18 protein-coding genes are annotated in these 19,282 nt (G+C 64.5%); 8 read left to right on the forward strand and 10 right to left on the reverse strand.

Annotated elements, in window-relative coordinates:
• The first annotated feature begins 13 nt into the window (after positions 1 to 13).
• Together M8523_RS05690 and M8523_RS05695 are read left to right on the forward strand one after the other, a co-directional pair.
• Complete coding sequence (locus tag M8523_RS05690; RefSeq protein ID WP_282583879.1) at positions 14 to 679, forward strand: DUF1214 domain-containing protein; 666 nt, start codon at positions 14 to 16, stop codon at positions 677 to 679.
• Positions 670 to 1,257 (forward strand): hypothetical protein, encoded by a 588-nt coding sequence (locus M8523_RS05695; RefSeq protein ID WP_282583880.1) that lies wholly within the window; start codon positions 670 to 672, stop codon positions 1,255 to 1,257. The genes M8523_RS05690 and M8523_RS05695 overlap by 10 nt, the downstream gene beginning before the upstream one ends.
• Positions 1,258 to 1,276: 19 nt before the next feature.
• Here M8523_RS05695 and M8523_RS05700 read toward each other — a convergent pair whose 3' ends face one another.
• Positions 1,277 to 1,471, reverse strand: a complete 195-nt coding sequence (locus M8523_RS05700; protein WP_282583881.1) for a hypothetical protein — start codon at positions 1,469 to 1,471, stop codon at positions 1,277 to 1,279.
• Between the two features lie 242 nt (positions 1,472 to 1,713).
• Here M8523_RS05700 and M8523_RS05705 point away from each other — a divergent pair, with 242 nt between their 5' ends.
• Positions 1,714 to 2,832: a DUF2336 domain-containing protein gene (locus tag M8523_RS05705; protein ID WP_282583882.1), complete on the forward strand. Its 1,119-nt coding sequence runs from the start codon at positions 1,714 to 1,716 to the stop codon at positions 2,830 to 2,832.
• A gap of 29 nt (positions 2,833 to 2,861) precedes the next feature.
• Here the strand turns inward: M8523_RS05705 and murJ are convergent, their stop codons facing one another.
• Both murJ and M8523_RS05715 read right to left on the reverse strand, forming a co-directional pair.
• Positions 2,862 to 4,421: a murein biosynthesis integral membrane protein MurJ gene (gene murJ / locus M8523_RS05710; RefSeq protein WP_282583883.1), complete on the reverse strand. Its 1,560-nt coding sequence runs from the start codon at positions 4,419 to 4,421 to the stop codon at positions 2,862 to 2,864.
• A gap of 113 nt (positions 4,422 to 4,534) precedes the next feature.
• Positions 4,535 to 5,134 (reverse strand): superoxide dismutase, encoded by a 600-nt coding sequence (locus tag M8523_RS05715; protein WP_282583884.1) that lies wholly within the window; start codon positions 5,132 to 5,134, stop codon positions 4,535 to 4,537.
• 287 nt (positions 5,135 to 5,421) lie between these two features.
• Here M8523_RS05715 and M8523_RS05720 point away from each other — a divergent pair, with 287 nt between their 5' ends.
• Complete coding sequence (locus tag M8523_RS05720; protein ID WP_282583885.1) at positions 5,422 to 6,396, forward strand: hypothetical protein; 975 nt, start codon at positions 5,422 to 5,424, stop codon at positions 6,394 to 6,396.
• 51 nt (positions 6,397 to 6,447) lie between these two features.
• Here M8523_RS05720 and M8523_RS05725 read toward each other — a convergent pair whose 3' ends face one another.
• Genes M8523_RS05725 through M8523_RS05735 form a run of 3 tightly spaced genes read right to left on the reverse strand, consistent with a single transcriptional unit; the run spans position 6,448 to position 9,463 of the window.
• Positions 6,448 to 8,574 (reverse strand): S9 family peptidase, encoded by a 2,127-nt coding sequence (locus M8523_RS05725; RefSeq protein ID WP_282583886.1) that lies wholly within the window; start codon positions 8,572 to 8,574, stop codon positions 6,448 to 6,450.
• 7 nt (positions 8,575 to 8,581) lie between these two features.
• Positions 8,582 to 8,998 carry a peptide-methionine (R)-S-oxide reductase MsrB gene (gene msrB / locus M8523_RS05730; RefSeq protein WP_282583887.1) on the reverse strand — a complete coding sequence of 139 codons (417 nt, stop codon included), beginning with the start codon at positions 8,996 to 8,998 and terminating at the stop codon, positions 8,582 to 8,584.
• 33 nt (positions 8,999 to 9,031) lie between these two features.
• Entirely contained in the window at positions 9,032 to 9,463 is a 432-nt protein-coding gene (locus M8523_RS05735; RefSeq protein WP_282583888.1) for a SufE family protein, read from the reverse strand.
• Positions 9,464 to 9,804: 341 nt separating this feature from the next.
• Between M8523_RS05735 and M8523_RS05740 the strand changes: the two genes are divergently transcribed.
• Together M8523_RS05740 and M8523_RS05745 are read left to right on the forward strand one after the other, a co-directional pair.
• Positions 9,805 to 11,646 (forward strand): PAS domain-containing sensor histidine kinase, encoded by a 1,842-nt coding sequence (locus tag M8523_RS05740; RefSeq protein WP_282583889.1) that lies wholly within the window; start codon positions 9,805 to 9,807, stop codon positions 11,644 to 11,646.
• A 10-nt stretch (positions 11,647 to 11,656) separates the two neighbouring features.
• Entirely contained in the window at positions 11,657 to 12,193 is a 537-nt protein-coding gene (locus M8523_RS05745) for a hypothetical protein (protein ID WP_282583890.1), read from the forward strand.
• 25 nt (positions 12,194 to 12,218) lie between these two features.
• Here the strand turns inward: M8523_RS05745 and M8523_RS05750 are convergent, their stop codons facing one another.
• Positions 12,219 to 13,769, reverse strand: coding sequence for a Ppx/GppA phosphatase family protein (locus M8523_RS05750; protein WP_282583891.1), 1,551 nt, complete (start codon positions 13,767 to 13,769; stop codon positions 12,219 to 12,221).
• 131 nt (positions 13,770 to 13,900) lie between these two features.
• On the opposite strand from M8523_RS05750, the gene M8523_RS05755 reads away from it, so the two are divergent.
• Positions 13,901 to 14,422, forward strand: coding sequence for a prolyl-tRNA synthetase associated domain-containing protein (locus M8523_RS05755; protein WP_282583892.1), 522 nt, complete (start codon positions 13,901 to 13,903; stop codon positions 14,420 to 14,422).
• Here M8523_RS05755 and M8523_RS05760 read toward each other — a convergent pair.
• The 3 genes from M8523_RS05760 to M8523_RS05770 all read right to left on the reverse strand — a co-directional run bounded on the left by M8523_RS05760 (position 14,407) and on the right by M8523_RS05770 (position 18,710).
• Positions 14,407 to 15,357, reverse strand: coding sequence for an aldo/keto reductase (locus tag M8523_RS05760; RefSeq protein WP_282583893.1), 951 nt, complete (start codon positions 15,355 to 15,357; stop codon positions 14,407 to 14,409). The two genes, M8523_RS05755 and M8523_RS05760, sit on opposite strands and share 16 nt — an antisense overlap.
• A 139-nt stretch (positions 15,358 to 15,496) precedes the next feature.
• A complete protein-coding gene (locus M8523_RS05765; protein WP_282583894.1) occupies positions 15,497 to 17,002 on the reverse strand; it encodes a calcium-binding protein in 1,506 nt (501 codons plus the stop codon).
• Positions 17,003 to 17,111: 109 nt separating this feature from the next.
• Positions 17,112 to 18,710, reverse strand: coding sequence for a helicase HerA-like domain-containing protein (locus M8523_RS05770; protein ID WP_282583895.1), 1,599 nt, complete (start codon positions 18,708 to 18,710; stop codon positions 17,112 to 17,114).
• A 135-nt stretch (positions 18,711 to 18,845) separates the two neighbouring features.
• Here M8523_RS05770 and M8523_RS05775 point away from each other — a divergent pair, with 135 nt between their 5' ends.
• Complete coding sequence (locus tag M8523_RS05775; RefSeq protein WP_282583896.1) at positions 18,846 to 19,232, forward strand: DUF2267 domain-containing protein; 387 nt, start codon at positions 18,846 to 18,848, stop codon at positions 19,230 to 19,232.
• Positions 19,233 to 19,282 lie beyond the last annotated feature (50 nt).

The following is a 19,282-nucleotide window of genomic DNA, read 5'->3' on the forward strand; positions in this document are numbered from 1 at the left end:
ATAAAGTCGCCTCATGCTGCATCGCATGCCGGTGGCCAGGGTGCGCCGTCCTTCCCAGCCGCCAGCCCGGATCGTCGTCGCCGGAGCCTGGAAGCGGCGGTTGATGCTGGTGCTCGCGGTGCTGGCCGCGATTGGCACTGGCATGATCGTCGGCGCCGGCTTGACACGTCTCAGCACCAGGACGGAAGCAATCGGCTCCGTTGGGCAAGGTCCGTGGCGATTGCTCGTCGATGCCGGCACGCCCGCCATCAATCCCTACCTGCGAGCTTATTTTGCAAGGACCGGGCAAGTTCCGCTGGCTGCCGCGCAAGGCCTCACGGCAGTCGCGCGACGCGATAGCGCCGGACGGCTTCTCAAGCGGAACTGCGCCTATCGCGTAACCGGCCCGGTCCCGCCTGCCCTCTTCTGGACGCTCGAAGCCGCCGATACGCACGGAGTGCCGTTCGAGACGCCCGCGCGCCGGCAAAGCTTCACGTCCGAAGACATCTTGCGGGACAGCACCGGGAAGTTCGCGATCCAGATCGCGCCGCGCGTCCAGTCAGGCAATTGGTCGCCGATCGCTGGCTCCGGTCCCTTCCTGCTCGTGCTGCGCCTCTATGAGACCCCAATGTCCGGAGCCGGGCTCCCGATCTCGCACGACATGGCCTTTCCGACAGTCGAACCACTGTCATGCCCGTGACGCCGGCTCTCTCCCCCGCGATCCTGGTCCAGCTGGTGCTACTGACGGCAGCCGTGACCGGCATTTCACATGTGGTGACGCTGTTGGAGCTCCCCTCTCACAGCCGGGACAACGCCTTCGCGCGGATACAAGCGACAGTCCCGCTGGATAAGCAGGTCGCCTTGTCCAATAGTGGCTCAGGTCCAGCGTCCCTGCCGTTTGGCGACCCCGCGATGGCGACCGCCGTGTGCCGCTTCGACCTCCGGCAGTCGCCGTTCCAGGTCGCGATCTCGCCCTTCGACACCGGGTTTGTCACGATCGGCTTCCACAGCCGAAACGGTCTCGCCTTCTACGGCCTGACCGTTCATGCCGCTGATGCCACCCGCCTTGATCTCGTGGTCAGCGACAAATCCGAGGCGCGCGGCGATCCATCCGACTCTGCCACGGCAACGGCCAATCATGCGGTTGCGGTCGTGTCGCCCGACCCGGAAGGATTCGTCCTGATGTCGACGCCGCTTGGCGATGGCATAGGCCGCGCCGAAGCCGACGAGCGGCTTGCCCATATCGGATGTGGCGCCGGTTCCACCGCGACGCCGTAGTCAGCCTTTATTGCGGACGTCAGGCGATTTCCAGCGGCGGAAGCGCTTCGCAGTCAGTTTGCTCGGGCTCGGGGCCTGACTGTTGAAGATCCACTGTCTCCAACTCCCGCACGTATCGCACGCCCATGAAGAGCAGGATCGTGGCATTGTCCGTGGTCTGAACCGGGGCCGACCGCCTCCGGCGCGGCGGCGGAAAAGTGACAATGATGCCCATCTCGGTGTCTCGCTACGAGGTCCTTACGCGATCGGCCCTGAACTCCGGCCTCAATTTGATTAGGGCGGCCGAAGGTTAAAGTTGTATCAATCTAATGGCGTGAAACTCGGGTTTGGTGGCGGCTTCCGGCTCTGGCGGCTCCTACCAGATGACGTCGATGAACAGTGTTGCCGATAGAGCACGGGCGTCTTGGCCCCGCGCGATCCCGGCGGGACGGCGTGGCGTCGCAACCGAGGCCATGCATGCTCACCGACGATCTCCCTGCCACACTCGACCGCTTGGTCAATCTTGGCCGGACTCCTGACGTCAACATTCGGCCGGTCTTGTTGCGGGTGCTGGTCGATCTCTTCGTCAGCAAGCCAACCCATGGGCCGGAGGCGGTCAGGCAATTCGAAGAAATCGTCTCGCGACTTCTCCAGGAGGCCGACGACACGGCCCGGCTGATCGTGGCCGAGAAGCTCGCCAACCACGCTCAGACCCCACCTGCACTGCTGCGCCATTTGATGGCCGACCGTGGCGCGATCGCGGCCAAGATCTTGTCCTGCGCGGTGCTCGACGCGCAGACCTTGCAGGCGGCCGGGGCCTTGGGGGCACCCGAAATGGCGCTGGCAGTGGCCAGCCGCAGTGACCTCGATGGCGCCACCATCCGGGCCCTTGCGGAGCGCCCGGAGCCCGAGATCGTGGCCGCTCTCGTGGATAATTCCGCCCTGACCATCGATCCTGGTCTCTATCGCTATCTCGTCCGACGCGGTCGCGACAACAAGGCGCTAGCCCGCAAGCTTCTGAAGCGTCACGGCGATCCGGCAGAGCTCGGCGCGCTCTTCCTCGCCGCCGACCGGAAGCAGCGCGCCGATATCCTGATGGCGATGCGGCGTCACGATCTCGGACTTCCGCGTTCTGAGCCCGTTGCCGGGGCGGAGGCGGCGCTCGCGCAGATTTCACGCGTCGTCTTGCTGCCCGGGATGGACGGGCTCGACCTGATCCTCTGCCAGGCGTTGAACCTCCCGGCTCCGTTGGCCGAACAGATCATCGACGATACCACCGGTGAGCCCATGGCGGTCGCGCTCGCGGCCCTTGGGGCTTCGCCGGAACTCGCCGCACGGGTGTTCATCCTCGGACCGCCGACGATCGGCCATGTCTATGCGACCGTGAAGTCTCTGGTCGGCCTCGTCGAAACCCTATCTCCTGGGATCGCACGCCGTCTCATGGCCAGCATGACCGGCGAGGCCCTCCCGGTCCGCCGACCGTCCCGCACCACCACTGCGGCGGCCGACCTCGGACGGCCGATGACGCGTCCCGAGGCACGTCCGGAACGGCGGGAGACCACCGAACCTGGACGCGACATCCGCAAAGCCAGCTGAGCCGTGCGATCCCGAAGGGGCGGCTCGGCTCAACCTGCACGCTTAGGATACCCCGGCGCGGGCCGTCGGAGCGGCATCAACCCCACCGCGAAAATGCGCAGAGCCACCAGGAGAACAGCAAGGTAGACGAAGCCTCCCAGCGCCGTGATGGCTGCCGCGTGGATCTCGTTGCCGAAATGGCGTCCGAGCGTCAGATCGGCCAGGCGGGGTTCGGCCACGATCGCCGTCACGGCAAGGGCCACGGCGGCGATATCCACCGCCACGGCAACCTTTACCAAAGTGTCGTCGAACCGCATCGTGCCTTGGCGCAGGGCCAGTCCGACCAGGATGAGCAAATTGATCCACGCCCCGGCGGCCGTGGCGGTCGCGAGGCCGACGGCGCCGAGCGGTTTGAAGAGCAGGAGCTTGAGGCCAAGATTGCAGCCGACCGCGATCAGGGAGGCGGCCATCGGCGTCCTGGTATCGCCGCGTGACTGAAAACTTGCTACCGCCGAGCGGATCAGCACAACGGCCAGGATGCCGAAGCCGTAGGCGGCCAGAACGGCGCCTGAGGCACGCGCGGCCTCGGCCGTAAAATGACCCCGCATGAAGACGCCGCGCATGATCGGCTCTGGGATCAGGATGAATGCCAAGAAGAACGGAGCCGAAAGCGCCAAGGTCATCGCCATCGTGCGGTTCTGGGCGGCGATCGCCGCGTCCGGCCTGCCTTGGGCGAAGAGCCGGGTCATTTCCGGCAGCAGCACGGTTCCGGCCGCGATGCCGATCACACCGATCGGCAGTTGGTAGATGCGGTCGGCATAGTAGATCGATGACAGGCCGCCGGTCGGGAGCATGGAGGAGATGATCGTATCGGCAAAGATCGCGATCTGCACGCCGGCAGAGCCTATGACGGCCGGACCGAGCGCGCCGAAGAACTGACGCACCTCCGGGGTCCAGCGGGGACGCACCGGGCTTTCCAGCAGCCGATGCCGACGTGCCGTCAGCATCATCGAACCGAGTTGGAGGACGCCGGACACTGTCACGCCGACCGCCGAGGCCACAGCCGCATTGGGAAACACGAAGGCGATCCCCAGGAAGGCGATCATGACGAGGTTGAGAATCACAGGGTTGAACGCCGCCGCCGCGAACAGCCGGTTGGCATTGAGGGTTCCGCTATGCAGTGTGACGAGCGTCACGCACAAAAGATACGGGAAGGTGATTCGCGTGAGGAACACCGCAGTGTCGAATTTCTGCGGATCGGCCTCGAAGCCATGCGCCAACAACCGCACCAACGTCGGCGTGAATGCGAGAGCGAGCGCCAGCAGGATGATTTGAGAGACCAGCAGGATCGAAAAGATCTGGCTGGAAAAGACCTTGGCCTTCTCGGGCCCTTCGGTTTCGAGCACCCGCGCGTACGACGGCACGTAAGCCGAATTGAAGGCGCCCTCGCCAAAGATCGTCCGGAAATGGTTGGGGAGGCGGAATGCGACGAAGAACGCATCCGCGAGCCCTCCGGCACCAAGGATCGCGCCGAGGACGACATCCCGGATGAAGCCGGTCGCGCGGGACAGAAGCGTCAGGCCGCCGACGGAGAGAAAATGCTTGTACATCGGCCCGGCGCGAAACCCCCGCGCCGGGGAATCAGGTCGGGGCGCCGGCGCGCCCTCTTGTGGTTGCTCAGCCCGGGCCGGTCAAGCGCAAGAGACGCCGGCGACCGGCAGCTTTACTTCGCCGCGTGGGTGTAGAGTTCCTCGACGTAGTCCCAGTTGACCAGATTTTCGACGAAGGCCTTCAGGTAGTCGGGCCGGCGGTTGCGATAGTCGATGTAGTAGGAATGCTCCCACACGTCGACACCGAGGATCGGGGTCGCGCCATGCACGAGCGGGTTCTCACCATTCGGCGTCTTCGACACTTCGATCTTGCCGTTCTTGACCGCGAGCCACGCCCAGCCCGAGCCGAACTGCGTGGTGCCGGCCGCGATGAAGTCCTCCTTGAACTTGTCGAAGGAGCCGAACGAGTCGGTCAAGGCCTTCTCGATAGTTCCCGAGGGCTTACCGCCGCCGTTGGGCTTCATCCACTTCCAGAAGTGGATGTGGTTGTAGTGCTGGCCCGCATTATTGAAGAGGCCGGCATTCTTTCCGAAGGAGCCCTTCACCACCTCTTCGAGCGGCTTGTCCTCGAACTCCGTGCCCTTCAGCAGGTTGTTGCCGTTGGTCACATAGGCCTGGTGATGCTTGTCGTGGTGGAACTCGAGCGTTTCCTTGGACATATAGGGACCCAGCGCATCGTAGGCGTAGGGCAATTCCGGCAGCGTGAACGGCATGGTGCACTCCTGAAGTTGGCGGTTGCTCGATGGGCGAGCGGGACGCATCGTCGCTTTGAATCTAGGACGATCTTCAACGGCGGCAATCTCGACCAAGCAGCCGGCCGTTGCAAGCGAACCCTCAGGTTTTACACCACCCCGCTTTTCGGCTTATCTGCGGATCACAAAGAACTGAGTTGCGACCCAGGCCGCAAGAATCCCGTAACCCCTTGGCATCGTGCTCACACGAGGAGAGCCGAACGGCGGTTGGGCGGCGGCGAACTGAGGCAGGTGATGGATATGGGCCGATGACTTGGCTGGTGTTTGGTGTGAGTTGCCTGCTTGTGCTCGCGGGTGCCGTTTCGATCATCTCTGGAGCGCCGATCATTCAGATCGAGCGTGGATGGACAGAGGTGATCGCCGGAACCGTGGCGCTGTCGAGCGGCGGCGTCGTGTTCGCCCTCGCGGGCATCCTCATGCGGCTTGAATCGATCCGAGACGCGTTGTCGGTTCCGCCTGCAGCCACGCAGGTCCCGGCCACCGAAGAACCGGCGGCTGCGCCTGCGCCAGACATCCCTGCGACACCTGCTGGTGTCGTCGCCGCCGCAAGCCAGGACCCACAAGAAACTGCCGATCTCGCCGAGGCTTCGCATCCCGCGCCCAGCGACAGTGCGACCGGTCAGGGCCTGTGGAAGCGCGTGAAGCGCCCGGTTGAGACGCCTTCGGATGCCGGAGCCCTCGAACGCGGCGGGTTCCCCGACAGGTTGATCTCAGTTGAGACGCCAATGCCGAGCCCGGAGCCCGCGCCAGCCTTGCCGGCCCCAATCGCGCCCGCCGTGGAGATCGGCCGTATGTCGGAGGCCGACAACGCGGCCGCGAGCGAGCCAAGCCAATTGGGCTGGCTGGAGCGATCTTTGTTCAAGGGGAGGCTGCCCAAAGCCGTTCCGGATGAAAGGCCATCTGGTCTTCCGCAGCCAACGCGGGCGGATGCGACGGGTCTTTCCGCGCAGACCGCAGGTCTTCGTACCGAACCAACTCTTGCGGCAGAACCGGCTCACGACGGCAGGGAAAGGATGTCCGACCCGTCCGACGATCACGCAGAGCCGGCCGAGGCCGAGGCAGGTGTGACGGTCATCGGCCGCTACCAGGCCGGTGTGGCTTCCTACGTCATGTATTCGGACGGTACGATCGAGGTGGAAACCGAGGGTGGCCAGTCCCACCGGTTCGCCTCGATGGAAGAATTGAAGGCGTTCATCGCTTCTCAGGATAATGTCTTATCCTGAGAAGCGATCACGGCTTTCGCACTCGGCATGCCTCTGCCGGATCGCCATTCGCTAACGGCGCGCCCGCCATTCAACGCATCCCGTGCAGGCCAGCGCGAAGGCATATTCGAGCGCAACCTCCTCGAGCCGGTCGAACCGGCCAGAGGCGCCTCCGTGTCCGGCCTCCATGTTGGTCTTCAACAGGATCGGGCCACCGCCCGTCATCGTGGCGCGCAACCGGGCGACCCATTTGGCAGGCTCCCAATAGGTGACGCGCGGGTCGGTGAGACCGCCGAGCGCTAGGATTGGCGGATAGGTCTGGGCCGACACGGTGTCATAGGGGGAGTAGCCCCGCATGGCTTCGAACACGGCCGCGTCGGTGATCGGGTTGCCCCATTCGAGCCATTCAGGCGGAGTGAGCGGCAGATCGGCATCGAGCATCGTGTTCAAGACATCGACGAAGGGCACGTCGGCGATGAGGCCGGCGAAGAGATGGGGCGCGCGATTGGCCACGGCTCCGATCAGCATCCCGCCCGCGCTGCCGCCCTGCCCCACGATGCGGCCTTGCCCTGTCACCCGCGTGTCGATCAGATATTCGGCCGCCGCGATATAGTCCGTGAACGTGTTGGTCTTCTTGGTGAGCTTGCCGTCGGCATACCAGGCCCACCCTTTGTCGGTGCCACCGCGCACATGTGCGATGGCGAACACGAAACCGCGGTCGACCAGGGAAAATCGGTTGGCGCCGAACGAGGCCGGCGTCGCATGGCCGTAGGCACCGTAGGCATAAAGCAGCAGCGGCGCGCTGCCATCCTCCGGCGTGGTCTTGGCGCGCAGCAGGGAGACCGGCACCTGCTCTCCATCGGGTGCCGTCGCGAAGACCCGGCGTGTGACGTAGCTGCCCGAGTCGAACCCCGACGGGATCTCGCGTCGCTTGCGCAACACCCGCCGATCGGTCGCGAGGTCGTAGTCGAAGATCTCGTCGGGCGTCGTCATCGACGAATAGGCGAAGCGGATCACCGTGCTGTCGAATTCGGCGACATGCCGGAGCGAGAGGCTATAGGCTTCCTCGTCGAAGGCGATGTCGTGTTCCTGCCCGCTCTCCAGATGGCGGATCACGATCCGGGGCAAACCATCCTGTCGCTCCAGGCGGACGAGATAGTCGCGGAATGCCTCGATCGCGATGATCATGCGACCACGGCGGTGGGGCACAAGGTCGCGCCACTCCGCTCGGCCGGCCGCGGTGACCGGCGTCACGACGATCTTGAAGTCTTCCGCATCATCCGCATTGGTCAGAATGAACAGCTCATCCCCGCGATGATCCAACTCGTACCGGACCCCCGGCTGCCGGGCCGCGACGAGACGCGGCGACGCCTCAGGGGCCGCCAGATCCAGGAGCCACGCCTCGGAGGAATCATGGTCGTGGATGACGATCACCCCGAACCGCTTCGATCGTGTTCCGCTGATTGAGACGAACCAGCCGGGATCCGTCTCTTCATACACGAGGCGATCGGTTGCCGCATTGGTGCCGATCGCATGGTACCTGACGCTGCAGGGTCGGTGATTGTCGTCGACCGCCACGTAGAAGAAACCGGTCGAATCGGCGCTCCACACCGCTTCGCCATCCGTTTGCAGAATGAGGTCAGGCAAGTCCTGGCCCGTGCCGAGGTCGCGGATCGTCAGTGCATAGAGCTCGGAGCCGCGTTCGTCGGCGCTCCAGATCAAGCGGTTATGGCATGGCGAATATTCGGCAGCTCCCAGATGGAAGAACGGCTTGCCCTCGGCCAGCGCGTCGCCGTCGAGAAGGACTTGCTCATCCCCGCCGCCGCGCGGCTTTCGGCACACGATCTCGTGCTGCCCCTCGTGCCGGTGCCGCGTGTAATATTCGAAGGGGCCGTCCGGTGTCGGCACCTCGGCATCGTCTTCCTTGATGCGCCCGCGCATTTCGCGCTGCAGATCACCACGCAGCGCCACCGTGTCGCCCAGTATTGCATCGGCATAGGCATTTTCGGCATCGAGCACGGCACGAATGTCGGCCGGAAGAACGCTTGGATCCTTCAGGACCTGCTGCCAATTGTCCGCCCGCAGCCACGCATAGGGATCGATCAATTCGACCCCGTGGGCCACCTGGACGCTCTCGCGCGGTGCCACGACGGGGGCTGTTGGAGGGAATGAAGCCTCGGGCGTCACCTTGTTCAGCATTGTGGAATCAAGCCTTGTCGGGATCGAGCATGAGGGCGGCGCCGTTGATGCAGTAACGGAGCCCTGTTGGCGCCGGACCATCCGGAAAGACGTGGCCCAGATGGGCGTCGCACGCGGCGCAGCGCACCTCGGTGCGCCTTATGAAGAGGAAGCGGTCGCTGTGTTCGTCGATGGCCCGCTCGGCAACGGGCCGGGTAAAACTCGGCCAGCCTGATCGAGAATCGTATTTGGCGTCCGACCGAAACAACGGTGCCCCGCAGCACACGCAAGCATAGGTTCCAGCGCGCTTCTCGTGGAGGAACGGGCCCGTGAACGCGCGTTCAGTACCGTGCCGACGCGTGATCCGATATTGCTCCGATGTCAGCTTCTCCCGCCATTCAACGTCGCTTTTCTCGACCCTGGATGGTTTGGCGCCCTCTAACACGGAAAGTTCCTCCAAGATGTGCAGTCCCGCTGCTCAGCGGGCGGGCTCGGCCGCGAGTGCCGCGCGGGCGTCGGCCTTGATCCGCTCGACCATGGCACGGACCCCGTTCGAACGCTGCGGCGTGAGATGTTCGCTCAGGCCAAGCCTTTTGTAAGTCTCGCCCGCATCCGTCGCGAGGATCTCGTCCGGGCGCCGATCCGAGAAGAGCGCCAGCGTGATGGCGATCAGGCCTTTGACGATATGGGCATCGCTGTCGCCCACGAAATGTAGTCGGTCAACGCCGCCTGGTACCCGACGTGTGTCGAGCCAGACCTGGCTGGCACACCCCTTCACCCGATTTGTCTCGCTGTGAAGTTCGGGCGCCAAGGGTTCGAGGTCGCGGCCGAGCTCGATGATGTAGCGGTAGCGCTCCTCCCAATCGTCCAACATGTCGAAGTCGTCGATGATGCGGTCGATGGTGGGCATAATGGTCCGAGATGATGGGCGAGAGGCAATACTCCTGCGTGATGTAGGGGCGCGACGCGGAAACGCAAAGGCCTGACCCGTCGGGCACCGACCGGACAGGCCAATGGCTTGGGGTCGATCGGTCGGCCGCCGGCCCTTCAAAAGGCCGAAAATCCAGTCCGGGACGTCAGCCCGCCAGCAACCATTTCGATAGGGGACCGGACGTCGGGCGACCATGGATCGAGAGATCGTGACCGACCTCCCCGTCTTTTCGGCAAAGGCTTAGGGTTGCCTTAAGTGCCGCCTGCGACAGTCGGTTCGTCAAGCGCCGGGTCGATCGTGCCTTGTCACCGGAGCGTTGCGTGATCGTCCTAGCGGGCCTCAAGGATCATATCGGCAGGCTTGTGCATCCCTCGGCCCTGGGGTCGTCGATCGAGGCGGCACGTCACCGCCTATTCATCGCAACGCGCATCTCACTCTCCTGCCTGGCCCTGGCGCTCGTCCCGGTGTTTCTCGCCACCGGTGGCGTTCCGAAATGGCTGGATGCAATCCTGCTGGCCTGGATGGTGCTGCCGCTCGTGGCTGCGGCGCAGGTGTCGAATACGGGCAGGCTTGCCAGCGGCGAGGCACTGAGCGCCGCATCGTGGATCGGGCTCGCGGTAACGGCCGCCCTGGGTCACGCCTGCGGCTTGGGCGCGGCCTGCGTCGTGCTCGTTGCCGTCCCGATCGAAGCGCTGCTTATGGCCGCGCCGTGGGTTGCCACCTGCGCGGTCGCGGCGGCCTTTTCGGCATTGACGGTGCTCCTCTGTCACGCCGGCCTGGTTGGCTCGGCCGCACCGGCGTTCGGCCGCGGCGACGCCGTCCTGATCGTCTTTGCGGCCATCCACATCGCCTCCCTGGTTCTCTGCGGGCGCGCGATCCAGCGCACGCGCGACGATCTCGCGCGGCTCGATGCGCAGCGCTACCGGGTGTTGTCGGAGGCGATCGGCGACCTCGTGTTACGCTTCGATCGCGCCGGCTTCGTCCTGGCAGCCGGTGGGGCATCGGAGCGCAGTTTTGGTATCCCGTCGCGAGACCTGATGGGCCGGGGTTTCTTCGACCGAGTGCATGTCGGGGACAGGCCGGCATTCCTGCAGGCCGTGAGCCAAGCCGCGAACGGCTCCGACAACATCACGATTAATCTTCGCTTCCGCATACAGGCCCTCACAGCACCGAACGGCGATTATGCAGAGCCGGTTTTCGCTTGGGTCGAGGTTCGCACACGGCCTTTTGAGGATGGCAATCCGCTGCCATCCGGACCGGGCGACACCGCGGTCGTGGCCGCCGTGCGCGACATAACGGTTCGGGTTCAGCACGAGGCCGAGATCGAACGCGCCAAGCGCGATGCCGAACAGGCGAATGCCTCGAAGGATCGCTTCATCGCGACCGTCAGCCACGAACTCCGCACGCCGCTGAATGCCATCATCGGTTTCGCCGAGATGCTCGCGAGCCCGACGCTGAGCCCGCAGGACCCGGAGAAGCGCCGCGAATATGCGGAAATCATCGGCACATCCGGGCAGCATCTGCTGGCCGTGGTCAACAGCCTGCTCGATCTGTCGAAACTCGATGCAGGCAAGTTCGAACTTTGCTGCGAGCCCTTCGACATCGCCGAATTGATCCATGCCTGCTGCGACATGGTCGGCCTGAAAGCCGAACAGAACGGCATTCTGCTGCGTCACGATGCGGAGAACGGTCTCGAGCCGGTGATCGGCGACAAGCGGGCCTGCAAGCAGATCATTCTGAACCTCCTGTCGAATGCCTTGAAGTTCACCCCGGCGGGCGGTCGCGTCGCAGTGTCGGCACGGCCGGACGGCAATGCCGTTCTGGTGTCGGTCGTCGATACGGGGATCGGCATGGTCCCGCGCGATCTCGCGAAGCTCGGCGACCCGTTCTTCCAGGTCCGCGGTGACTACGATCGGCCCTATGAGGGCACCGGACTCGGCCTGTCTGTCGTGAAGGGCCTTGTCGGCCTCCACGGGGGCTCGATCACGGTCGAAAGCGCCCCCGGCGAGGGAACGCGCATCGCCGTGCGACTTCCGATCGATGGCCGCCGTGCGCAGCCGCAGCGTCCGCCGTCGGCCAAGATCGAAGTCATCACCCGTTATCCGCGGTCGGCCTCAGCCGCCCCCGGCCTCGAACCCCAGAAGGTCCAAAAGATTGCGTGAGGCGCTTGCCATGGCGGGACGGTCCAGCCGAACGATCCCGGGATCCACTCCGGCTTCCACCCGCAAGGGCAAGCCTTCGGCTGCGGCGCGCAAGGTCGCCAAACCCTCCGTCCTAGGTCGGGTTTTCGCCCGCCCGGGGGTGATCGTGGCGGGCGCGGCCTTCGCGGCCATCATGACAGGCATCGTCGCCAACGCTCTGGTGTTTCAGAAGGGGCATCATCCGTCGCCGCTCTTCGGCCAGGGCGTCACCGAAACGCTCGGCGGCGAGCCCGCGCGGGCGATCGCGCCGACCCCGGCACCGGTTCCTGTCTCGCGTCAGGTTCTCGAAGACCCGACGCCGGCCCCGGCCGTTGACGAAACCCCTGCCCCGGCACCGAAAGCTGGCGCGCCCGCGCCGGCATCACCAACCCGCGCGGCCTCGAAGCCTGTCACGCGCCCAGCGGCCCCGCAGGCGCATGCGGCGCCTCCTCACAAAACGGCACCGACGCCGGTCCACCGAGATCTGATCGGGCAGCTCTTGAACAAGCAGGATCAAAAAAACCCGTAGGAGCCGCGGCCTACGGGCCAATCCGTCAGTCCTGTTCAGCCAGCGTTTCGATTGTGAACCGCTTGATGCCGATCGCGTTGGCGAGCAGCTTCATCCGGTCCATCACGGCCTCGCTGTCAGGCACACGGGCGGCATCCCCGACTTGGAGATGCACGCAATCGGCATCGATCCGCAACCTCGAGCCGGCAAGGACTTTCGGCATGCCGGCCGACAGCCTGTAGGCCAGCGTGAGGGCGCGGCCGAGCACTTGTGTACGCTTCCGGCCGGCTTTCGACAGAAGCCTGTTCGCGGGGCGGAGATAGGGGGCGTCGGCCCGGCCGCCATAGCGGGCATGGATGGCGCTCGCAAGGAACACCCGCTCGGCATGGTCGATGCCGATGAAGGGAAAATGCAGCAGGCGCCGAAAACTTTCCTCCGCCCGCACGTCCGGGTGATCGCGCCACGCATGATCGGACAGCGCGCAGACCGCCACGCGCAGCCGCGTGTCGCCCAGCGTTTCGTCTGGAAAGAGCCCGGCAGTCCAGCGCACGAGCTCAGCCGCGAAGCCCGGCACGCGGGCGAGCGGCAGTCCGATCAACTGAGCACCTTCGATCAACGGGTCCAGAGACCGTTCCCGTTCGCTCAATTGCGAATAGAGCCAGCCTTCCCGCAGTCCGAGTGCGGAAAACGTGACGATGTCGGGATCCAGGCGTTTGAGGACCCGATCGAGCAGCAAAGCTGCGGCCGGCACGGTCCTGACACGCCGCGTCGGCATGCCGGGCAGTGCGGCCAGTTGGTCCGGCGACATCCGATAGAGTTGCCGCGCGAAGTCGCGCAGCTCGTCCGGCGCCACCGTATAGCCGTGCACGACATGAATTGGCGCGCCCACACTCATCATGTGTACGCGCGCCAGGGCGCGCCAGCCGCCGCCGACCGGATAGAAGGTGGGCTTCGTCAAGGACGGTGGCAGTTCCGTCTTCAGCATCGCGTCGATACGTGACTTGGCTGCGCCCAAGCCCTCGGCGAGCAGCGCCTCGACCGGCAGAGCGCCGAGCGGGAGGCTGACCCAGCGGTCCCCCACCGTATCGTCGAGCGCTTCGGCGACTTCGAGGCTGCCGCCCCCCATATCGCCCACAAGACCGACGGGCCTGAAGAAACCCGAGACAACCCCGAGCGCCGCGAAACGTGCCTCCTCGGCTCCGCTGAGGACACGGATCTTCAAGCCGGTTTCGGCCTCGATCAGCCGAACGAGCTCAGGCCCGTTGGTGGCGCGCCGGATCGCCTCGGTCGCGATCACATCGGTGCGCGACACCCCCATGGCGTCGGCGATGGCGCGGAAGCGGCGGAGCGCTTCGACGGTGCGCCCAAAATTCTCGGGCGCGATCGCGCCGGTTTGCGCAAGCCCTTCCCCGAGGCGACACAGCGACTTTTCGTTGAAGCGCGGCAGCGGCGCCCGACCCAATTGGTCGTAGACGACAAGGCGCACTGAATTCGAGCCGATATCGATGATCGCGTAGTGGTTTTGCTGAGAACGACCTGCCGTGACCGGACCGAAGCCGACCGGACGGATGACGGCGTCCTTGCGCGATTTCCCCATGAGACTCAACGCATCCTCCAAGCGACACGGCGTAACTTGACCCGCGACAGCAGTTGGTTTTCTCAAGAGGCGATCATCCGCGAAGCCGATAGGCTTGGCCAGTCTTCTCACCTAACCCCGAGGTTCCGTCCGTGCCGCACAGTCCCGAAGACCTCTTCGCCCATCTGGATCAGCTCGGAATTGTGACGCAGACCACCGACCATGCGCCCGTCTTCACCGTCGAGGAGTCGCGCGAATTGCAGGAGCGTACAGCGGGCGCCCATACCAAGAACCTGTTCCTGCGCGACAATAAGAAGACCTATTTCCTGGTCACGGTCGAGCAGGACAGAACCATCGACCTGAAGCGCTTGCGGAGCCTGATCGGCGCCAGGGGCGGACTTTCCTTCGCGTCTCCCGAAGCCTTGTTCGAGCACCTCGGCGTCCGTCCGGGGTCGGTGTCGCCTTTCGCGGCTCTCAACGACGAAGCGGGCCTCGTGAAGGTCTACCTCGACGAGGCCCTGATCGAGGCACCCCTCGTGAATTGTCATCCGCTGGTCAATACGAAGACGACGTCGATCGCCCCGAGCGACCTGCGTCGGTTCCTCGCTTCGACCGGCCACGACGTCGCCCTGCTTTCCCTCGCGGACGAGGCGATCGATCAGGCGCTCGCCTGATCGAGGACCTTGATGGCCTCGGGCGAGAGCTTCAGGTGTGCGGCCTTGACGAGGCTGTCGAGCTGCGCGCGGCTGGTGGCGCTCGCGATCGGCGCCGTCACGCCCTCACGGGCCATCAGCCATGCCAGCGCCACCTCGGCGGGCTTGGCGCTGATCCCGGACGCCACTTGGTCGAGCGCCGCGAGGATTCGAAGTCCCCGGTCGTCGAGATATTTGGCCACGCGGTCGCCGCGCTGGCTCTGCCCGAGATCCGCCTTCGAGCGATACTTGCCCGAAAGAAATCCTGAGGCGAGACTGAAATAGGTGATGACGCCGAGACCTTCGCGCATGGCGAGGTCTCGCAGCGGCCCGTCGTAGCTCGCGCGATCATAGAGGTTGTACTCGGGCTGCAGCGTCTCGTAGCGGGGCAGACCCTTCTGCTTCGCAACCGTCAGCGATTGGCCGAGTTGATCCGCATTCAGGTTCGAGGTGCCAATGGCTCGCACCTTGCCGGCCTGGATCAGTTTGGCGTAGGCCCCAAGTGTCTCCTCGTAGGGGGTGTCGGTGTCGGGCCAGTGCGATTGATAGAGGTCGATCACATCTGTCTGCAGCCGCCGCAACGAGTCCTCGACCGCGGTGGCGATCCAGCGCGACGAGAGACCCTTTTTGCCAGGCCCCATCTCGGATCCGACCTTGGTGAGGATCAGAACCTTCTCGCGCTTGGCCGGATTGGCCTTCAACCAGCGGCCGATCACGCTCTCCGATTCGCCACCTGAATTGCCCGGCGCCCAGGCGGAATACACGTCCGCCGTGTCGATCGCGTTGAACCCCGCATCCACGAAAGCATCGAGCAGGGCGAAGCTCGTCGGCTCATCCGCTGTCCAGCCGAACACATTGCCACCGAAGACCAGCGGCGCGATCGTCAAACCCGAACGTCCAAGAGGGCGCATATCCATCGAAAGCTCCAGCTTCGGATGCTGCACGACAGGTATCGAAGCCGGCATGAATGATGCGCGCCCCTCCTGGTCAGCTCCCATGCAAAACTGGGAGACCCGATCGCGAGTTCAATACCGATGGGACCGGCCGCGGAGAATGCTAGCCAACCGCCCCGACCGCGATGTCCCCCGCCGACAGGAACGACGGGGACGAAGCGCCATTGAAGCGGATAGCGTCATCGATCGCCTTATCGCTATTTTCATCCGCAAACAGGTAGCCATTGGTGCCGTCGGTCACGAAAGCATAGGCATCCCCCCCATTGACCAGCGTTTGCGCTGCCGCCTGAATGCCGGCAAAATCGGCTGACAAGACCGATGTCGTGCCGAAATTCTGTGCCGTCGCTGCGGGCCCCTGTGTCATGACAACCCGATCCGAACCAGTCTTGAAGTCGGCGATGGTATCTCCCGTGCCGACGCCGCTCTGGAAGTCGGTATCACCCCGAGCGAACACAAAGGTGTTGGACCCCTCATTGCCGAACAGCAGGTCATCGCCCTCATTGCCGAAGAGGATGTCATTGCCTTGACCGCCGAAGATCGTGTCGTTTCCCTGGCCGCCGTAGATAATGTCCTGTCCCTGGTTGCCCAGGATGAGATCGTTCCCTTGGTTTCCGAGCAATTGGTCGTTGCCGAAACCGCCAATCACGCTGTCGGCGCCCCCTCCGGCCATCACGGTGTCGTCGCCGCCATTGCCGAAAATCAGGTCCCGACCGGAACCCGCTAGGATACGATCGGCGCCATCGGTCGAGTCCCGGCCGCCCACCAGGGTACTATCGCCGTTGCCTGACTGAATCGTGTCATTACCCTCGTTGCCGAATAGGAGATTGTTGCCGTCGCCTGCGACGAGGCTGTCGTTGCCCTGACCGCCGGAGAGAGTGTTGGGGCCGATGCCAGCCACGATCGTGTCGTCGCCGCCTTCGCCCGCGAAGCTGTTGTCGGCGCTACCAAGGGTGATGTGATCGCTCCGATCCGTCGCGATCGGCATCCCGACATCCTGCAGGATGCCGAGGTCGATATCGCCGATCGTCCGACGCGTGCCCGGCGGGATCGAAGGATACATCAGATCGTTGTTCACTTCGACGTGCGAAACACTGGAGTCGAGAGGTACGGGACCACCATAGGCGGCTTGCGCATTGGTGCCCGAAAAATAGGGCTGTCCGCCAACATTGGTGACGAACTGACCATAGCTCGATGTCGCAACGTCGAGGATGCCGAGTCCATGCCCAATCTCGTGCTCGAAGACGCTGACCGCGTCGAGCTGGGATGATGGCACGTGTCCGTTCAACCCCGGATCGTAGAACAATTGGTTCACGTATGTGGGGCTGAGCGTTACATTGATATCCGGCGACAATCCATTCGGATCATTGCCGGTTTCGATCTTGTCGACGGCAACGGGATCGTAGAGTCCGGCGGCATTTCGATAGAAAGTCGACCCGCCAGTCGCGATCGCATTCCCCACATCGCCGATTGTGATCGACACGGTAATATTCGCGGAACTCTGGATGAAGGGTGCCCAGCTGTTGCAGGCCGTCTGCAGACTTTGCAGGATCATGTCGGCGCTGCTACCGGCAGCGGCGGCGTTGGTCCAGGAGGTCGAGAACGTCGTCATTGTGGCTTCGCGAGTTCACTACGTCCGATCAATGTAGCGAGACGGCGTTAATCTCCCGTGGCGTATCCCGCCCGGAAAAGAACCGATAAAAATTCGATAGGAATGTCTCTTACCGCTGCAGCCCGCCGAGCACGCCGCGCATGATCTCGCGTGCCACCTGGGTGCCGACGGAGCGCGCCGCGGATTGCACGGCCGAGCGCACGATGAGCTGGCCGGTCGACATCCGCCCACGGCTCGTCGCGCCGCTGTTCCAAGCTCGGCCGAGTGCCGCCCCAAGCCCGTTGAGAAACCCGCCGCTCTGGCCTTGGCTGGACCCCTGACCGGCGGGTGCCGAAGCGGTTTGCCCCCAGGGGTTGCTTCCTGTGTTCCCCCAAGGGGAACTCCCAGGCTGCGACGGGGGCGGCGTCGCCGTGCCGATGGTCCGGCTGTTGAGGATCTCGAAAGCCGATTCGCGGTCGATCGCCGTATCGTATTTGCCGTAGAGCGGGCCGGCCGTGATCACGGCCTGGCGCTCGTCGGGCGTGATCGGTCCGACGCGCGAGGAGGGCGGCGCGATCAGCGTCCTGGCGACCGGCTCCGGCGTACCATCGTCCTGCAACATCGACACGAGGGCCTCGCCGACGCCAAGCTGCGTGATGACCTCGGCCGCATCGAAGGCGGGGTTGCGCCGGAACGTGTCGGCCGCCGATTTTACGGCCTTCTGGTCGCGCGGCGTAAAAGCCCGAAGCGCATGTTGTGCCCGGTTGCTGAGCTGCCCCAAAACCTGGTCGGGAACGTCGAGAGGATTCTGCGTGATGAAGTAGATTCCCACGCCCTTCGAGCGGATGAGCCGCACCACTTGCTCGATCGCCTGCAAGAGATTGGGCGGCGCGTTGTCGAACAGCAGGTGAGCTTCGTCGAAGAAGAACACAAGCTTCGGCTTCTCGGGGTCGCCCACCTCCGGCAGGGTCTCGAACAGTTCGGACAGAAGCCACAGCAGGAAGGTCGCGTATAGCAGCGGCTTTCGCATCAGCGCGTCGGCCGCCAGAATGTTGACCATGCCGCGTCCGTCGCGGTCGGTCGCCATGAAATCCGTGATGTCGAGCGCCGGCTCGCCCAGGAAATTCGCGGCACCTTGCGATTCCAGCACGAGGAGTTGGCGCTGGATCGTGCCGACGCTCGCGCTCGCCACATTGCCGTAGCGGGTGGTCAATTCAGATGCGTGGTCGGCCACGAACTGCAGGATCGCGCGCAAATCCTTGAGATCGAGCAGCAGCAGCTTCTGCTCGTCGGCCACCCGGAACGCGATGGTGAGAACGCCCTGTTGGGTCTCGTTCAGCCCCAGCATCCGGCCCACGAGCAGCGGACCCATTTCGGCGATAGTGGCCCGCAATGGGTGTCCGGCCTGCCCGAACACGTCCCAGAAGACGACGGGAAAACGGTCGGGCGCATAGGGGACGCCGATCGCATCGGCCCGTTTGGTGAAGGCCGCCTTGCTGTCCCCCGCCATGGCGAGGCCGGCCAGATCCCCTTTCACGTCGGAGAGAAACACCGGCACGCCGGCGTTCGAGAACCCCTCGGCCAATTTCTGCAGGGTGACGGTCTTGCCCGTCCCGGTCGCGCCAGCGATCAGTCCATGCCGGTTGCCGAACCCGAGCAGGAGATGCTCGTAGTGATCGCTCTTGCCGACCAAAATGGTGCCGGGTGGCTGGCTCGCATCGGCGATCATCGGCGCTCCTCGTCGGTTCGGCCGAAATCCGATATAGGACGTTCAGAGTTTTATTGCCATGGCCCTTGCGACGCGCCCGGCGCCGCCCGAGGTTCTGCAACGACCATCACTTGGGACCATCACTTGGAGGGGATCATGGACGAGCTCGTGGAACGCGTGAGCACATCGGCCGGCATCGAACCCGAAGCGGCCCAGAAGGCCATCGGGCTAATCCTGAATTTCCTGTTGAAGGAAGGGCCGGAGGACCAGGTCAATACGGTGATCGACGTCATTCCGGGAGCCCGCGCCGCCATGTCGGGCGCCGCGGTCGAGGAGGACGAGGGCAGTGTGCTCAACGGCTTGACGGGGGGCCATGGTGGCGGCCTCATGGGACTTGCGGGCCAGCTGAGTGGGCTCGGCCTGAGCATGGGCGAAATGCAGACCATCGGCCGCGAAGTGCTGGGTTACGCGCGCGAGAAGGCCGGCGAAGACACGGTTGGGGAGATCGCAGGCGCGATCCCGGGCATGCATCAGTTGATGTGACGCGGCGAAGCCAAGTCGTCCTGGACGACCGTCAGGACTGATCTTCCTCG

It is taken from the genome of Lichenifustis flavocetrariae (assembly GCF_026130545.1).
Lineage (GTDB): Bacteria > Pseudomonadota > Alphaproteobacteria > Rhizobiales > Beijerinckiaceae > Lichenihabitans > Lichenihabitans flavocetrariae.

What these genes read in the sequence shown, in the direction of transcription:
- M8523_RS05735 (WP_282583888.1), bottom strand. Translation starts at nt 9,463, where the DNA reads ATGCCCACCATCGACCGCATCATCGACGACTTCGACATGTTGGACGAT.
- M8523_RS05700 (WP_282583881.1), bottom strand. Translation starts at nt 1,471, where the DNA reads ATGGGCATCATTGTCACTTTTCCGCCGCCGCGCCGGAGGCGGTCGGCC.
- M8523_RS05745 (WP_282583890.1), top strand. Translation starts at nt 11,657, where the DNA reads ATGGCGGGACGGTCCAGCCGAACGATCCCGGGATCCACTCCGGCTTCC.
- M8523_RS05770 (WP_282583895.1), bottom strand. Translation starts at nt 18,710, where the DNA reads ATGATCGCCGATGCGAGCCAGCCACCCGGCACCATTTTGGTCGGCAAG.
- M8523_RS05760 (WP_282583893.1), bottom strand. Translation starts at nt 15,357, where the DNA reads ATGGATATGCGCCCTCTTGGACGTTCGGGTTTGACGATCGCGCCGCTG.
- M8523_RS05690 (WP_282583879.1), top strand. Translation starts at nt 14, where the DNA reads ATGCTGCATCGCATGCCGGTGGCCAGGGTGCGCCGTCCTTCCCAGCCG.
- M8523_RS05695 (WP_282583880.1), top strand. Translation starts at nt 670, where the DNA reads ATGCCCGTGACGCCGGCTCTCTCCCCCGCGATCCTGGTCCAGCTGGTG.
- M8523_RS05765 (WP_282583894.1), bottom strand. Translation starts at nt 17,002, where the DNA reads ATGACGACGTTCTCGACCTCCTGGACCAACGCCGCCGCTGCCGGTAGC.
- M8523_RS05705 (WP_282583882.1), top strand. Translation starts at nt 1,714, where the DNA reads ATGCTCACCGACGATCTCCCTGCCACACTCGACCGCTTGGTCAATCTT.
- M8523_RS05725 (WP_282583886.1), bottom strand. Translation starts at nt 8,574, where the DNA reads ATGCTGAACAAGGTGACGCCCGAGGCTTCATTCCCTCCAACAGCCCCC.
- M8523_RS05715 (WP_282583884.1), bottom strand. Translation starts at nt 5,134, where the DNA reads ATGCCGTTCACGCTGCCGGAATTGCCCTACGCCTACGATGCGCTGGGT.
- M8523_RS05720 (WP_282583885.1), top strand. Translation starts at nt 5,422, where the DNA reads ATGACTTGGCTGGTGTTTGGTGTGAGTTGCCTGCTTGTGCTCGCGGGT.
- murJ (WP_282583883.1), bottom strand. Translation starts at nt 4,421, where the DNA reads ATGTACAAGCATTTTCTCTCCGTCGGCGGCCTGACGCTTCTGTCCCGC.
- M8523_RS05750 (WP_282583891.1), bottom strand. Translation starts at nt 13,769, where the DNA reads ATGGGGAAATCGCGCAAGGACGCCGTCATCCGTCCGGTCGGCTTCGGT.
- M8523_RS05775 (WP_282583896.1), top strand. Translation starts at nt 18,846, where the DNA reads ATGGACGAGCTCGTGGAACGCGTGAGCACATCGGCCGGCATCGAACCC.